The sequence below is a fragment of the Flavobacterium sp. 90 genome (genome assembly GCF_004339525.1).
GTDB lineage: Bacteria > Bacteroidota > Bacteroidia > Flavobacteriales > Flavobacteriaceae > Flavobacterium.
The window spans coordinates 776,655-795,314 of sequence record NZ_SMGE01000001.1; the positions used below are offsets into that span (position 1 = coordinate 776,655).

General features: G+C 31.6%; 7 protein-coding genes. 6 read left to right on the forward strand and 1 reads right to left on the reverse strand.

Features of this window, described 5'->3' with window-relative positions; all coding sequences use genetic code 11:
- Positions 1 to 79: 79 nt before the first annotated feature.
- Entirely contained in the window at positions 80 to 910 is an 831-nt protein-coding gene (locus C8C83_RS03160; RefSeq protein ID WP_121326402.1) for a M57 family metalloprotease, read from the reverse strand.
- Positions 911 to 1,487: 577 nt separating this feature from the next.
- Here C8C83_RS03160 and C8C83_RS03165 point away from each other — a divergent pair.
- The 6 genes from C8C83_RS03165 to C8C83_RS03190 all read left to right on the forward strand — a co-directional run bounded on the left by C8C83_RS03165 (position 1,488) and on the right by C8C83_RS03190 (position 18,648).
- Positions 1,488 to 4,202: a S8 family serine peptidase gene (locus C8C83_RS03165; protein ID WP_121326403.1), complete on the forward strand. Its 2,715-nt coding sequence runs from the start codon at positions 1,488 to 1,490 to the stop codon at positions 4,200 to 4,202.
- Between the two features lie 449 nt (positions 4,203 to 4,651).
- Positions 4,652 to 5,254 (forward strand): hypothetical protein, encoded by a 603-nt coding sequence (locus C8C83_RS03170; protein WP_121326404.1) that lies wholly within the window; start codon positions 4,652 to 4,654, stop codon positions 5,252 to 5,254.
- Positions 5,251 to 10,905: a hypothetical protein gene (locus C8C83_RS03175; RefSeq protein ID WP_132011653.1), complete on the forward strand. Its 5,655-nt coding sequence runs from the start codon at positions 5,251 to 5,253 to the stop codon at positions 10,903 to 10,905. The genes C8C83_RS03170 and C8C83_RS03175 overlap by 4 nt, the downstream gene beginning before the upstream one ends.
- Before the next feature lie 183 nt (positions 10,906 to 11,088).
- On the forward strand, positions 11,089 to 13,965 hold the full coding sequence (locus C8C83_RS03180) for an isopeptide-forming domain-containing fimbrial protein (protein ID WP_121326407.1): 2,877 nt from the start codon (positions 11,089 to 11,091) through the stop codon (positions 13,963 to 13,965).
- 391 nt (positions 13,966 to 14,356) lie between these two features.
- Positions 14,357 to 17,947 (forward strand): hypothetical protein, encoded by a 3,591-nt coding sequence (locus C8C83_RS03185; protein WP_132011654.1) that lies wholly within the window; start codon positions 14,357 to 14,359, stop codon positions 17,945 to 17,947.
- 2 nt (positions 17,948 to 17,949) lie between these two features.
- Positions 17,950 to 18,648, forward strand: coding sequence for a hypothetical protein (locus tag C8C83_RS03190; protein ID WP_132011655.1), 699 nt, complete (start codon positions 17,950 to 17,952; stop codon positions 18,646 to 18,648).
- The last annotated feature ends 12 nt before the right edge of the window (positions 18,649 to 18,660 follow it).

Consider the following 18,660-nt stretch of genomic DNA (forward strand, 5'->3'; position numbering starts at 1 on the left):
ATATCCAATAAAAAATAGAGGCTGTTTCACAAATTGTGAAACAGCCTCTTATATTTTGTAAAAACCCCTAATTTAATTTTTAGTATAAATAATTAAGAGCTGTAATATCGTTAGAATTGAATGCTCCAGTCTCATTTGAACCGAAACATGCTCTCATATATGAAGTTGCATCATATCCAGAAGGTGTTCCCGGGATTTGAATTGCTCCAACGCCAGCTGTTCCTTCGTTTGAATTTTGTCCACAACTTTGACGGCTGAACCAGTCTGTATGACGTAAACCAATACAGTGACCTATTTCGTGTGCAGATACGTGTGCATTTACACCTGTTGAATAAGTATCTAATCCAGAGTATAAAGTAACTGAATTATAAGGTGCTCCTCCTGAAGGGAAACCTGCTACTCCACCAGCAGATCCAGTTTGTCTGCGGACAACAATGTTTGCACCTGTAGTACTTGAACTAAAAGTTAGTGTAAAGTTAATAGACAATCCTAGATTATTATATCTATTTATTGCCGCTTGTAATCCAGCACGCATATTTGTACTTAGCGCAGTTGTTCCGGTTCCTGTTAATCCAACAACTTTAATAGTTCTTGGAGCAGATACTAAATTAGTAGTATGGTATTGTTCTGTAGTAATACCTCCATGAAGATCCATTTTGTTTAATTGATCTTGAGTAACGATAATATCCCCTTCTACAAGGAATGCATCCTCAATGGTGCCATCTAACTTAGTGTTTTTAATCACTTGAACATCTGTTGCATTTAGCGAAAGTGATCTAAGTTTATTTAACACTTCTGGAGTTACTTTAAGAGATGCTTGGGTTGATTGATCTGCCTGATCTTCTTTGTTACAAGACAAAATCGTTAGCGCTATAAATGACAGGGCTAAAATTGATTTAATTTTTTTCATAAATAATAAATAGGTTATTTGGGTTTTTTAAATAATTTGGCAAACAGGGGTTTTTACAAAATATTGTAATATTTGTCATCAAATTTATATAATTTTTAATCTTAAAATACTTATAAAACAAGTATTTAACAATTTTAACATTTTTTGTTAAATAAATTAATGTAACTTTTTTAATAATAATTGTTTGATTATTACGGTAAGTCCAGTAAAATCAGTAATTCAATACAAATCAATTTGTTACATAAAAAAATATCATTAATAAATTTTATCTAATGCAACATGTGTTAAAAAATGCTTTTACACTTTTATAACCTATTTAAAACATAAAACGGGGGTGTAAAAAAGGAAGATTGCGACACAGATTTTGTAGATTTTGCAGAAAATAAAAAATCATAAAATTTTTACAAATATTTTAATAACTTTGATTTACCTACATGCATAAATATTTAAAAAAGAAATCATTCAGTACAAATTTCATCTTTATTTTACCTCAATTAAAAGGTAATAAAAAGCTGAAATAGTTATTTTTTTCTACGATTGATCAGAATGTTTATAATTGCCCTAACATCTATAATAAATGAAGAAACAAATTACTTTTCTCTTTTTTATGATAACAACAATCAGCTTCTCACAGAGTTCTGAAAAATGGAAACAATACTTAAAAAAAGAAAACGAAAGAAAATCTGACAGATACTATTTTACATCTTTAGAAAATGCATATCACAACAAATACAAGGTTATAAGAAAATTGGACAATACTTTTTGTATTGTTGAAAATAAAAATTTAAGGTCTAATCTAACTTCAAAAAAAAATATTTCTGTCAATAATTTATGGAAATTGTCCTCAAATTTTTCAAATCATACCGATGACAAACAGTATATAATAGTAACGGATAATATCAAAACATTGCTTACTGATTTGAAATCAATAAACGTTTTTGATATTAAAATACTAAACAATCATCTTATAGTCATAAATAGTGATTCCCGAAAAATTACGGAAGACATTATAACTTTAAGCAATGTGTCTTCTGTTTCGCAAGAAGTGCTCCTTCCAAAAGGTGAGTCTAAGATCGTAGATCAAAATTTTAGTGTTAATGCTATAAATAAAGCCAAGGCTAATTTTCCTCTTTTAACTGGCGAAAATCAAATTGTATCTGTCAAAGATGATTTTTTTGATGTAAATGATATTGATCTATTAAATAAACAGATTCCTTCTTCAACACAATCTACTATTGTATCAAGTCATGCAACGGCAATGGCAACTATAGTTTCCGGACTAGGAAATAGTTCTGTATTAGGAAAAGGAGTTGTTCAAAAGGCAAAGATACTGTCATCTGACTTTTTAAATATCTATCCTGATGAAGTAGCAACTTTGCAAGGTGTTACTACTCAAAATCATTCTTACGGCACAGAAATTGAGAATTTTTATGGCTCACTTGCTAATGCTTATGATTCTCAATTATTTTCAAATCCTGATTTGTCTCATTGCTTTTCCTCAGGAAATACCGGGCTTCAAGGTTATAAATCTATTACGGGTAATTTCAAGCAATCTAAAAATAGTATTGTAGTGGGTTGCATTGACCAAAACGAGATAATTATGCCGTTTTCATCGAAAGGCCCAGCTTATGATGGTCGCATAAAACCAGAATTAGTTGCCTTTAGCACACAAGGAACTTCAAATTCTACAGCATTAGCTACAGGAATTATTACGCTTATGAAACAACATTATAAAGCGACAAATAATAACTCTTTGACTAACGTTCTGACAAAAGCAATTTTAATAAATAGTGCTAAAGATTTAGGTAACCCTGGTCCGGATTTCACGTATGGCTATGGTAATATTGATGCAGATAAAAGTCTAAAAACGATTAGTGAAAATCGAATTATATCTGGTAATTTAGTAACTGGTCAGATCAATTCACATACAATTACGGTTCCGGAAAATGCAAAAAATTTAAAGATTACATTAGTATGGAACGATTTGCCTGCTGAAATTAACAGTAATATAAGTTTGGTAAACGATTTAGATATCGAAGTTCTTTCGGCTGACAATACCGCTTTCTTACCTTGGATACTTAATCCTGACGCGCCTGAACAACAAGCTGTAAGAGGAAAAGATAAAATTAATAACATAGAGCAAGTCACTATCGAAAATCCGCCATCTGGATCTTATACGATCAATGTTACGGGTTCATATGTTTCGAATACGTCTCAGGAATACAGTATCGCTTATGAATATGAATTGAAAAATCAATTTGAATGGAATTATCCTGTTATGAATGATAATTTCCCTTATGACGGAAAAACTATTTCCCCTTTAAAATGGAATTCTTCATTTTCTGGTATTTCCGGACAATTGTCTATAAGCTACAATGATGGACAGACTTGGGAAATTATCGCAAATGATATTAATCTGGCTAATGAGCAATTTACTTACACGCCTACAGAACAAAAATTTTCAAAGGCAAAATTAAAAATGACCATTAATAATCAGGATTATATCTCAGATAGTTTTACGATTTCTTACGATCTAAATATCAATACGAGCTTAGTTTGTGATGGCACAACAGAAATTAATTGGGATAAACCTGCCGATTTTTCTTCCTTTAATATTTACCAACTAACAGGAGATTATTTAGAATTTAAAGAACAAACGACAAACAATAATTACACCTATAATGATGGAAAAATTTACACTATTTCTCCAGTATTTAACAATATCGAAGGGATAAAAAGTGAATCAACATTACAGTATGCTCAAAACTCAAATTGTTATTTCGAGTTGGCTTTAGCAGAAGTTTATGAAGAAAACAACGTAAAAATTGACGCCAGTCTTTTTAGCTTGTACAATATCAAAAGAATTGAGTTAGTAAAAATAGTTAATAATGTCGAAAACGTTATTAGCACAATGAATGACATCAACTCAAAAACATTATCTTTTCTAGATGCGACTCCAGTAAAAGGCAGTAATAAATATAAAATAAATATAATTTTAGAAAACAATAATGTAATAAGTTCTCTAATTCTTGATGCTAATTATTTAGGCGATGATTTGTTTTTTGTACATCCGACGTTATTAAAGAAAAATGAAGAATTAAGTATTGAAGCCAAAAAAGAAGAAAATGCTATTTTCTATTTGTACAATATTAATGGACAAAACATTATTACTTCTCCGCTACTTTCTAAAATCAATAACATCAGTCTAAAAAATACTGCCTCAGGAATTTATATCTATAAAATAATCACAAGCTCAGGCGAAATGAAAACAGGTAAAATTGCTGTTTTTTAGTACAAGACAAAACTTGATTCAACAATTTAACACTAAACATAAGTTAGTCCTACAAAATCGCTTTTATATAACTGGTGTAAGAATACTTTTTTTGAAATCATATGAAACCTCACCTCTATTGATTTCAAAATAAAAGTCCTGTATGATATAAAACTTTGCAACCAATAATTTAAGCGTTTCGCAATTCTTCAATCACTCTTTTTATGATTTATCGCTTTTAAATCATTAAGACAAACTTCTTAAAACTTAAAAAAACGAAGTTTTCAAAACTATCCTACTACCCATCAGCAAGTTACGTAGAACTCTGCGGTTACCTGTACATATTGTAAGAATAATATTAAATTAAAAAATGTTTTTAACATTTTTTTGTAGTATTTTTACATTTAATTATTTGTTAAGATTAAAATATCACATCTTAAAAGATCTAACTTAATATTTAAACAAAAGATATGAAGGGATTAAATATGTTATTTTATATTCTCATGTTTTTATTCTGTTTTTCTTGTAAAAAAGAAACGGATAAAGATGCAAAAGATCAGGAAATTAGTGATCGTTACTTTAACCTTGAAAAAATAGGTTGGAAATCCCGCGCACATACTCAAAATATAGAAGACATTGGCTTTACTGCAGTTGAAGTTCCAATACAATATTACTTACTTAAAGATTTAGGAACTAAAAATTTGAAAACTATAGATTCTCTTTATGAAGAAAATAAAAGAGAACGTGTATTAGAATTTACTTTCCAACAAAAGCAAGAAAAAGATTTACTTACCAAAAATTTTACAGGCATGGACTATACAGACGCTGTAAAATATATATCATTTGGTCTTGAAAAAGATTTTTACCTGGTTACTTCAAAAAAAGATACCATAAGATGTTCAGGTGTTACTTTAGAGCGTAACTCTAAAATTGCGCCCTACCAACGAGTTTTATTGTTTTTCTCAGACATCGACCCAAATGATAAAATCCAATTAGTGTATAACGATTGCCTTTTCAAAAAAGGAACATTAAAATTTAAATTTAAAGACCCTAATACCTTAATAGCCTTATGATTGAGTACAAACCGAATAAATTTAAAAAAACTATCGCTATTTATCTAGCTATGATGATTCTTTTGGAAACCGTTCAGCCAATGCAAATTTATGCATTAACTGGTGGTCCATCGCAGCCAGAATTTGAAGCTTTTACGCCAATAGGAACTTCTGACATGGTTGATCTTGCTAGTGGCGACTTCAACTATAATATTCCAATAATGGATGTAGGCGGTTATCCGCTGAATTTAGCCTATAGTTCTAATGTAACGATGGATCAGGAAGCTTCTTGGGTTGGACTAGGCTGGGATTTAAGTGTCGGACAAATTTCAAGACAAGTACGAGGATTACCTGATGATTTTAATGGTGATGAAATGATTTATGAAAATAGCATGAAACCTAATATAACTGTTGGAGCTAACACCAATGTATTTGTCGCCGGCTTTGGATTTAGCGAAGCAAAGGCAAGTATTGGGATGGGGATTAAATATAACAGCTACGACGGATTTGGAGCCTCAGTAAATGGAGGGTTGAGCTTTCAGATAGCTGATAATTTAAGGGTTGGTATGGATTTAGAGTCATCGGCTTCTGAAGGAGTATCAGTAAGACCAAGCGCTTCATATTCCAAAAAAATAGGCACTGTAGGTTCTGGCAATCATAATCTGGGAGCCAATGTTGGCGTGAGCTACAATAGCAGAAAGGGATTAGAAAGTACTACTATGTCATCTTCCATAAGTAAGCAAGAAAAAAGTACTGGTAAAAGCAGTTCAAATAGTTTATCATCCGGATCTCTTTCTATGATAAATGCTTCGTACACTCCCACTAAACGTGTTGGAATGGTATCTTCAAATGATATGTTTAGTTTGCATATCGAAACTGAATTTTGGGGCATTGAACCGGGTTTCAAATTTTCAGGATATAGGACTAGTCAGGGAATTAAAGATTCAGAAAAAAATAAAACAGAAAAAGCCTTTGGTTTTGAAAACACTTACAATGCGGGAAAAGCAGATATTCTGGATTTTAACAGAGAAAAGGACCGTTCTTTTAATAAAAACACAACATCATTACCGCTTACAAATAACACCTATGATCTCTATTCTATACAAGGGCAAGGAATTGCAGGAATGTATCGACCTTATAAATCACAAGTAGGATATATTTATGATAATGAAGTTCATGATGATAGTAAAGGAGGCACTTTTGGAGCAGAATTTGGTCTTAATATTCATGCTGGTTTTGACGCTACTGTTACACTTGGAAAAAGCAGCACTTCCTTATGGGAAAATTCTAATCCAGCTTTAGAAAGATTCAAGGAGAAGAAGAGCGGAAACAGGCCTGATTATGAAAAAGTATTTTTCAAAAACATTGGAGGAACACAAGTAGATAAAGAACTTGATTTATTTAGTAATAAATTAGGTGGTTATGATCCCATAAAATTAAACCTCGCTGGTGGCAAATTTTCCACAAACACTACTTTAGAGTACTATAGAAATAATGGAATCATTACTAATGGTGGAATTCTTAAGAGAGAATCCTCTCGCTTATCCAGAAATCAATCTATTCAAAAACTAACAAAAGCGGAATTAAAAAAATATCATTCAAAAAATCAATTCAGCCAATTTGCCCAAGATCATCATACGGCAGAAGTAAGAATTACCAAAGAAGGTGGTGAAAGATATCTCTACGGCAGAGCTGTCTATAATACAATAAAAAAAGAAGTAACATTTGATGTTAGTGATAAAAATAATCCTAATGGGCTAGTTAACTTCAAAAATGGTTTAGTAACCTATAACCCAAATATTGATAATTCATCTAACAATCTTAAAGATGGTGATCAATACTTTAACAGGGTAACTACTCCTGCTTATGCCCACTCCTATTTACTGACATCAGTTTTATCTTCAGATTATCAAGATCTAACAAACAATGGCCCTAGTGATGATGATTTAGGTACCTACACAAAATTTGAATATGAGAATAAGACTCCTGATAAAGCTAATCTTTACAAATGGAGAGTGCCGTTTACTAAAAATCAGGCAAATTATGATGAAGGTTTAAAATCCAGTAAAAAAGACAACAAAGGGAATTATCAATATGGTGAGAAAGAATTGCTGTACATAAAAAAAATAGAAACAAAAACACATGTTGCTATTTTTCAACTTTCTGAACGAAATGATGGATATGGTGTTACAGATGAAAATGGCGGTTTTGGGGATTACTCTAAAAAAATATACAAATTAGATAAAATCTCATTGTACTCAAAACCTGAATATGAAATAAATAAAGAAAAAGCAACTCCAATAAAGGAAGCCCATTTCGAATATAATTACAGTTTATGTCAAGGAATCGATAATAATATAAATATTGATAAAAACAGCCTTGAAGTTAAAGGACAAAAAGGAAAACTGACTTTAAATAGAGTTTATTTTACCTATAAAAATTCAAATATGGGAAAATTCACTCCTTATGTTTTTGACTATGCCCCGAAGAGTTTAATTGATAAAACTTCTGGTTATCTAATAGAAAACGATGAAGTAAACAACCCTAAATACAATATGAAAGCATATGATGTTTGGGGAAATTTTAAACCTGTAAATAGCATACTAGGATCTGAATCTATATCAGAACTATCCAATCCTGAATATCCGTATGTAGATCAAAATGATAGAGAAAAAGCTGATGAGTATGCAAGTGTATGGTTGCTAAAATCAATTCGTTTGCCTTCGGGAGGACAAATGGAAGTAAATTATGAATCTGATGATTACGCATATGTGCAAGATAAAGCTGCAATGCAAATGTTTAAAGTGGCTGGTAGCGGTACAAAAACAGGATTAACGGCAGTCAATATAGATGCTGCAGATAAAAGACAGCAAAAAACCTTAGGCGAATATATTTATATAGTCTTAGACCAAAAAATCGATAAAAATTTATCTATTAATGATCCACAGATAGCTAAAATTTTTTATGATAAGTATATTAAATCTATTGGAGATGATGCCAACCCTCTATATTTTAGATTCTTATTGAACATGGTAAATCCTAATCCTTTACCAGGTATTGACGGAACTGATAAATATGACTTTGTAACGGGTTATCTAAATATCAAAAAAGCATCAAATTATGATTTTGGATTTCTGGAAACAAATGGAAAACAATACGTTGCTATACCTATTCAATATGTTGGAGAAGGTGATGGCTTTAAGCCTGAATTGCGTGAAGTGAATCCCATTACAAAAGCGGGTTGGAATTTTGGGAGACATAACCTTAACAGACTAATGTATAATATGGATCGTGAGGAAGATACCAGTAATTTAGATGTTATCGTAAAAGAACTTATTGACTGGATGCCCAGGCTTTTAGAAATTTTTAAAAGCCCAAACGCTCAATTAAAAAAGGCAGGTATCGCAACTAAATTTATTACTAATAAATCATGGATTAGGCTTTTTCAACCCGAAGGAAGAAAAATTGGAGGTGGCAGCAGAGTAAAAGATATTCAAATTCATGATCAATGGGATGTGATGACCAACCATATCAACAATGAAGCTTATCAGCAATCTTACGGGCAAAAATACAGCTATGAAACAGAAGGCGGGAAATCATCCGGAGTTGCTACTTATGAGCCATTAGGTTGTAAAGAGAATCCTTTTGTAAAACCTTCTTATGATGAAAAAAGAAGAGAATTACTATTAGGTCCGGATACTGATAATTATGTAGAAGAACCATTTGGAGAATCCTTTTTTCCTTCTCCAAAAGTCACTTATAGTCGTGTAACGGTAACCAATTTACCCAGAAATAAATATAATGAGCAAAAAGAAATAACAGCAACAGTAAAAAAACATGCAACTGGTTCTGTTGTTACTGAATTTTATACATCGAAGGATTTTCCAACAATTGTTGATCGCACAACACTATCATCAAACTATGATACTTCTTCAATATTCGCAACACTACTTAAACTGAATGTTAAAGATCATATTACTTTATCACAAGGTTATGCTATTCATACCAATGATATGGATGGCAAAATGAAAAATCAAAGAGTCTATGGTGAAGAACAAAAAGATTATATCTCAGGAGTTGACTACAAATACAAAACAATAGATCAAAGTCTGAATAAAAATCAGGGGAAATTAAATAATATAGTCCAGACTATCGATGCAAAAGGAGTTATTGCTTCAAAATTAGTTGGTGTAGATTATGATGTAATTAATGATTTTAGAGAAAGTAAAACCACAAGTTCAACCAAAGGTATTCAGGCAAATATTGCATTTTTAAATTTTGGTATACTTGGAGTATATCCAATACCAACTCCTATACCAACTAGTTCAAAGCATGAAAGTCAGATTAGAACTGCCGTAACCACAAAAGTAATACATAGCACAGGTATTCTTTCTGAAAAAACAGCATATGATCTTGGATCAAAGGTTTCAACCAAAAACTTAGCATGGGATGCAGAAACAGGTGATGTTTTATTGACTGAAACAATCAATGAATACAATGACATGTATTTTAACTTTAATTTTCCTGCCTACTGGAGTTATGCAGGTATGAGTCAATCAGCCAAAAACATTAATCTGGAATGGGATATTACTAAAACTGGCAATAACCAATACGAATTTACAGGACTTCACAATGCATCTGATTATCTTATAGATGGTGACGAATTATGGATTAATGGCATTGCCCCAGACAGCCGAACAAAGACAATGATGAAAGCTTGGGTTGTAAAAGTCAATAACAATAATTTTCAACTTATCGATGAAAAAGGACTCTTAATTAAAAACGATATTATAAACACTGCTAAAATAAAAGTAATACGCTCGGGATATCGAAATTTACAAATGGCATCTATGGCAAGTGTAACTTCTATGACAAATCCGTTATACATCTATGATAATAACAATAATGCTATAATGATAAGAGGAAATATAGGAAGCAATCCATTTATGTCTGCTACATCAAGTAATAGAATAGTAAACGCATCTGCGGTAGAGTATAATAATCTTTGGCCGGCTCAATGCGAATGTAACCTACCCAAAATGACATTTACAGATGGTGTATTAAAATTTGGATATGAAAACACTGAAACTAACCTTGAAGAAGAAGATATCGCTAAAAATTCATACAATCCATATTTATATAATGTTTTAGGAAACTGGCGCGCCAATAAATCCTACGCGTATTTAACAGGACGAAATTACACAGCTGATCCAACGCCCAGAAAAACAGGATTCTATACTGATTTTTATCCATTTTATACGTTTACAAACAATACCTGGAAAATAACTACAGGAGCAAATTATGACCGCTGGACATTTGCATCAGAGGTTACGCAATATAATCCTGCAGGACAAGAAATTGAAAACAGAGATGCTTTAAGACGATACTCATCTGCTTTATATGGTTACAATAATCGTTTCCCTGTAGCCGTGGCTTCAAACACCAAATACAGTGAATTGGCTGCTGACGGTTTTGAAGATTATAATTTTTCAACCTGTGGTGCAAATTCTCATTTTGACTTTCAAGGGCAGTTAAAAACTAATGATGTGAGTATAACTGACAAACAATCGCATACTGGTAAAAAAAGTTTAAAAATTGCTCCAAATAAAAAAGCAATTATCAAAAAACAAGTTGTTTCCTGTCTTACAGATGGAGTAAGTACAAAAAATTAATTCTGAGCCTATAAAACTATAGTATTAAGCTCTTAAAATCTATTCCTTTTTTCAGGATCTTAATTACTATAAAATATAATAATTACAAGAAATATGACCAATAATTTTAAATTAAAAAAAAATAGATTACTCACTTTATTGATACTGGTAGTATCCCATTATTGTGGCTATAGTCAAAGTTTTTTGAGTGTTTCAGGTGGTTTAGAAAAACCAAATGGCAAACCAATAAATATAGAATTAAATCTTACGAGTACTCCCATGGAATGTACTAGTCAGACCATAATATTAAACATCGGAAAACTAAATTACATTCCAAGTTCTAATTTGATATCTCAAGAAATACTGGTGACTCCAACAACTACAAACGGAGAAACAATATTATCTATTACTGGTATTACAAATAAAACTGACGGATATAGCAGAACCATAACTATAGGGGCACAATTTGCACCTGGTACCTGCGACTACACCAAACAAGAAATTACTGCTAGTCTTAACTTTGTTGGATGCAATAAACCTTCAATTAATGCATCTCCCATTACTGTAACTTCAAAAACCCCCAATAACGCAATAATTTCATTGTCAGATCAAACTTGGCAACAGCCTTATTGTCTTAAAAAAATTATTAGATACAGATTAGATATAACTAATAATGGAAATACGGGATTTAATATTATCAATCCCCAAGTCTTTTTAGAACTTGACAAATGTGCAGAAATTGTTGGAATATATAAATACAGTACTTATGAATCTATGAATCCTGTTATAACAGCTACAATTAACACACAAACTGCTGTTTTTAATATTCCTGACTTACTATTATCTCCTAATACTTATTATAGCTATTATGATCTTTACGTAAGATATCCCTGCCTTGACGGGATAAATGATTGTACATCTGGATCTAAAAGTATAAGCGCCTATATAAAGGGAAAAACGTGCGGATCTGATATTAGTTCTAACATATCAACTACAACAACTAAAATTATTACAGATAGTTCTTGTGGAGATGTTACTTGTAGTACTGGAACAGGAACTGTAGAAATTCCTACTATCAGTTTATCCTCTAGTTTACCATGCCCAACTGCTTGCAATCTGAGTATATATACACAATTCAATTTAAATAACCATCCTTTAAACTTTACTTCTACTAATCTTACATTTATTGTGGATATTCCTGCTGGATTAAATGCAACTAATGCTTATGCTACTTCGGCATGTAATACTGCTTTTACAGTGAAATACATAAATGAAGTAGGAGAGAAACAGAATACTCCCTATTCTGGTTCCTTAACAAGAAAAGTTGAATTTACAACTACTTGTACTTTAACTAGACCCAATATATATTTTACAATTATGTATGGTTATGATCCTTACCACACCCCTATAGAAGATGCAATACTCTCATTTAATTATAAACTCACCTCAGATGAAACAGCCGTTAATGGTAACGCTTCTAAAACTGTAGGAAAATGTAATTCAAGCATGTCTGGAAGTACTCAAGTAAAAAAAGTTACAGCTACTAATTATGACAACAATTATAACGCTAGTGGTGTACCCGGGGAAGTTTTTACTTATAGACTAAATATTACAAATTATGGAACTGGAGCAGATATAAGCACAACAATTACTAACATACTTGATGAAAAATTAGAATATACTGGAAATTTTAAATATGCTTTTGGCAATCTTATATATGAAAGCTTATTAGGGAATTCTAGTGTTACAATTCCGGATTTAGGAACTTTAAATATAAGTATTCCAAAAATTGGCGAATCAGGCACTATTCTTTTAAAAGGTTTTAATTTTCCATGCACAACTAAAACATTATATATTGAATTTAATGTAAGAGTTAAAGACTATGTTACATCTGGAACAATAATACCAAATGTTTTTAGAACAAACGAACTGAACTTAAGTACCTCTAAAATTAATATAATTCCATTTTCGTATGTTAAAAGTAAAATGTTCGTCAAATGCTCACTGGCTGACGAATGGAGTGATCAAGGTATAAATGTAAAAAATGGAGAAGAGGTCGATTTTAAGATGCAAATTACCAATGCTGGCTCTAATCCTGTTATAGTATCAGAATTAATAAATTTAAAACCTCAACTAAACGATCAATATGAATTTGGTTCAAATCCCAGAAATAGTAGTTTAAAAATCAATTATAGTTGTGATCTCCCTAAGATTAATACTAGCTTAACAGCATCACCATCTGTAAGTTTTAAATATGCACAAAATCCTGTCACTATGGACAGAAATATGCTTTGTCCTCCGCAAAATTCTGGTAATGTTCCAAATTGGACATCTCCTTGCAGTGTTGATACAAATTGGTTTAATGCTGCATTCCCAAAAAACTTTACTTTATCTCCCGGTGATTTCGTAGAGGTCATATATAAAGGTAAAGTTTCCGGAAACACAGGAGTCGCTAATAATAGCTTTGCTTTTAAAGTAGTTAATAGCAAAGGTGATTGTGATCTTTTTTCAGATAGTTCTAATTTATTAACAATAACAAATGACGGAATTGGAATTGGCTGTAAATCGTGTGCTTTGACCAATCCAAATTCGATAGAAATAAAAAAACTTTTTGAGAATTTATTAAAAAACATAATTACACGATTAATAAACGGGGAAACCGATACACAAATTAACGGTACTAAACCCAATGAGCTCTTTCTTCTTAAACCATATATCTCTAATGGTGGAGGCGATAAAATATATCATTTTGTTTCTGTTCGCAATGCTCAAAATAAAATAACAAGCATACGCTTCTCTTTTTCTGAAAATAGTCAAAATGACGTTTCATTTCTTGAAGAAAATGGATTGTTCTATGATCCGGAGGTTGGTGCTGTTGACAGTTCTTATTTAAAAATAGATACTAGTTTATTTGCAACTCCTTCGCAATACTTTACAACATGCCGAAAATTGGTAAGTGAAAACGGAAGCACAAATTCAGGAACAGACTGCAAAAACAGAACCGAAGTAAGATATATTGATTTTTGTCCTGATAAATTCTGTGTCCCAATAAATGGCGAAATCAAAGCAATTGTACCCTAAATAAATTAACCTTGATTTTATAGAATCGAACTTAAACGCTTCTTAAGGAAAAGGATATGAAAGTATTCCTGTGATCGTTGCGTCGCATATTTTTTTTGGTAAGCATAAATTAAAGTGTGACCATCTATATAAAATATTAATACCTAATAGTAAAGAATTAATTATGGTAATCATTTTTAAAATAAATAAATACTGGATCCTTACTTTTTGTATGGTTCTATGTTCTATAAATTCCATTTTTTCTCAAGAAATTCCTGATACTGAAATTGGTCTGGATATAATTCAATTAACAGCATCTCTTAAAGAAAAAGGGCTATCTGATCAAGAGATTAATGGGGAAATATTTTTTGCTAGGGAGCAGTATAAAGAAAGATATCTGGAGAGAAAAAAAATGGAGGAATCTCTATTACAAGAGGTAGCAAAACAAAATTTACTCCTTTCAGATCAGGAAATAGGTTTTGATGCAGCCAGAGAAACACTTTTCTTAAAGAAACGAGGTCTTAATACTTCCGAGGATCTAAATCTGGAAATCGACCGTGTACGAGAAATGTATAAAGCCCAGTACATACAAATGAAAAGCACTGAGGAAGAGCTTTTGCAAAAAACACAACCCAAACGACTTCTAAAAGCTGGAGTTCTTACAGATGTTTCTCAAAGCGAGAAAGAAGCACTAAAAGCATTATACGACAGTACAAACGGATCCAAATGGACAAACAAAACAGGTTGGGACTTCTCAACTCCAGTCACTAGCTGGAATAACACAACCAAAACAGGATGGTTTGGAATTACAGTTACTAATGGCCAAATTACATCTTTAAACTTAGGCACAAATAATTTAAATGGATTTATACCACCAGAAATAGGACAATTAAAATATTTAAAATTTCTAAGCATACGAGACAATAAATTAAGCGGTACAATTCCTGAAGAAATAGGAAAGCTAATTGATGTTGAAATTTTGGCATTAGATGCAAATAAACTAAGCGGAAACCTGCCTAAAGGTATTTACGACTTAAAATCACTAATATACATTTATGTAAATAATAATTTACTTAGTGGAACAATATCACCGGAAATAAAAAAACTTACAAATTTAACTTATATCTATTCAAGCATAAATCAATTTAGTGGTTCTATACCTGCTGAGATAGGACAACTTTCAAAACTTATCTTCATAGATTTTAGAAGTAATGAATTAACAGGTCCAATCCCTCCAGAAATTGGACAGCTAAAAAACCTTACTAGTTTATACCTCCAATATAATAAATTGACTGGTACAATCCCACCACAAATAGGTTTGTTAACAAAGGTTCAATGGATGAATCTAAGTTACAATCAACTTAATGGTAACATTCCTATCGAAATAGAGAAAATAGCTTTTAATTATCTTTATTTGAATGATAATCTGCTAGAAGGAGCTTTACCAAATCTTAGAGCTTCATATTTATTAGACATAAGAAATAATAAATTTTGCTTTACGGATATGCTAAATAGGATTGCTTTATATAAAACAAAAACGAATCACTCTCCTCAGGCCAAAACAGATACTGCAAAAACGATTACTTCTGCAATTGGAGGATCAGTAACCTTAACAATGTGCGAGGATGGCAGATTTTTGCCCGATGATACCTTTCAATGGTTCAAAAACAACATCGAAATTGTTGGAGCAACAAATAGAATTTATACCATTACAGATTTAAAGAATAATGATACAGGTGTATATAGCTGTAAGTCGTATCACATTAATAATCCTGATATGTCTCCTCTAGTATTAGAACGAGAGCCAATTACATTAAATACAATTAACTGTTCTCCATTAATAGGAGCTGTCAAATCGCCTTCAGAAAAGTTCTATACCAATCTCGAAAGTAATTTTACATTTGAGACTATAGCAACCAACTTAACTTATGTCTGGTCTGTTACGAGCGTCACTGGAGAGAATGTAAATACTCAGAATTCAGATATGAAGAATAGAATGTGTTCTTACAAATTTACAGCCGAAGGAGATTATCTGATTACTTTAACTGCTACAGATACGACCGGATGTTCTACTACTTTTACCAAAACTGTAAAAATAATAGACAAACACTGTATTAAAGAGGATATTCAGTTTTCATTCGAAACCACCGTTACAAATCTTAATTATACCTGGTCTGCTACAAACACGGCAAACGTAATTGTAAATACTACTACAAACAACACTGGACAATATACTTTTACTCCAGAAGTTCCCGGAGAATATGAAATTAAACTTTCAGCAGAAGGAGCACAAAATTGCGAAACCCTATTTTCTAAAAAAATTAGTGTAGAAAATTGTATTCCTTTTGCTTCTTGTACAGCATCAAATCCTAATACTCCTATAATTAAGAGCCTTTTTGTCGCTTTAGTCAACAAAGTACTTAGTCAACCAGAAAGTAAAATAAAAGATGGTTATACATGTCCTGAATTAATGGCTTTAAAACCATATATAAAAAATGAAAATCCCGCAATTTATAATTTTAAAAACAGAGAAACTTTCTTAGAATTTTCGTTTACAAATCGTTCAGGTCTTGATGTTGTAATGGAAATTAAAAACGGGAAAATTGTCGATTTTAATTTAGATAATTATGTATCTCCTGAAACCGAAACAAAGTTAATAGCAAATCATTTATATGCTTATATAAAAGGTGTCGACTTTTGTCCATCGGAACTGTCATGTGTATCTCACGTCGCACTTGTAGTAGACGAATCGGGCTCAATTGATTTAATAGCAGCCAATAAAATTAAGAAACAACTAAAGTCTTTTATTCTACAGCAAGCTACAACTAATGATAACATTGGTTCAAACATTTATGTTTCTATAACCGGAATGTCTGACAGCGATGAAAATACACGAACTGACTTTATTAGACCAACTAAACTAACAAATACTCCGGCAGTTATTAATCAATTTAATACCTGGATTGATAATTATGGTAACAGAGGCGGTAAAACAACAGGAGTAAGTGCTTCTTCAGACTATTGGCGAAGCGGGTTAGAAGGCGCTTTAAGCTATTCTATGAAACCAAACCTTGTTCTCATGATAACCGATGGTTGCCAGACAGCTGATGTTCTGGGATTAAAAACAACTCTGAAAAAATTTAACAATGCTCACGCAAGTAATTCTCAATTACCACATTTATATGTCGTAGGATTAGAAAAAGGCTTTTATGTTGATGAAAATTTCTACACCAATAAAAATTCTGGTACAGATCCTAATACAGGAACACTTGTTAATACAGTAACGACCCATCTTACAAAATCATTACAATATTTACTGGATCTTCCTGCCACACAGTTTCCAAAATCTGATAGCAATCAATTTGATAAAGGAACTTATTACGGACATGAAAATTTCAACTTATTAGCGTCTGATGATACTTATTTCTCAGACAAACTTGCCGATAGCAAAATCGTTTGTGGTACTGCTTCGGTAAAAGATTTTTGCGATGATTGTTTATCATTCAAACCAGAACCCGGTAAAGAATATTTAATAAGTGCATGGGTAAAAGAAGAGCTTTTTACTCAGGTTAAAACCTATGAAAATCCAAGTATCAAAATTATTTTTTACAACAGGAAAGAAGCTTTAGATATACCTGCTCATAAAATCGACTCATTGTCGATAAAAGCAAGCGGAGCTATTATTGAAGGTTGGCAACGTATAGTGAAGAAATTTAAAATTCCATCAAATACGATCACTATTGGCATCCAGTTAGAAAATGCCAGTCCTAGTATACCTGTTTATTTTGATGATATAAGAATTCATCCGCTTCAGGGAAGTGTAAAATCTTTTGTTTACGATCCTGAAACCTTCAAATTAATGTCTGAATTAGATGAAAACAATTATAGCACTTTTTATGAATACGATAACGAAGGCGGTTTAGTGCGAGTCAAAAAAGAAACCGAAAAAGGAATCAAAACAATTCAGGAAACACGCTCAGGTAGTGTCATAAATACAAATTAACAATGATGTTACACAAAAAGATAATATACGTATGGATGCTTTGCTCTTGTTTCCTGACACAGGCGCAATCAGTAAATGATGTTTTTAAACAATTAGCGAAGCAATACAGTCTGAACAAACCTTTGCAGTATAAAGCAAATTATGCTCTGTATAAAGATTTTGATTCTAAAAAAATAGAAGAAAATTATAATGGAGCTTTTTATAAAAATGATCTCAATGAGGTTTATATGAAAATTGGCGATAGCGAAATATTAAATTCAAAAACAGTATTTCTTAAAATAAACAACACCGAAAAAGCAATTGAAATTTTAGATCCGGTAAAAAATTACTTTGGAGATTTTGATATAAAACCACTATATGAACTATGCAAAATTGAAAGTTTTCTGGATTATAAATCTTATTGGGAAATAACTCTGGTATCAAAACAATACTCAAGCCTTCCCTATTCAAAAATTATAGTACAAATCTCTAAAAGCTATTTTTTACAAAAACAGATATTCTATTACAATACAGCAATTAATTTTTCTAAAGATTACAGAAGCCCAGATTCGCATTATCCCAGATTAGAAATTACATATTCCAATTTTAACAGAAATCCTGTTGCAGCTTCCTTATTTAGTACCAGTACTTATTTTACAAAATCAGCCAAAGAGAAGATTATTTTGACTGAAAAATTTAAAAAGTACAAGATCAACAATTAGGTGAAATTTTCA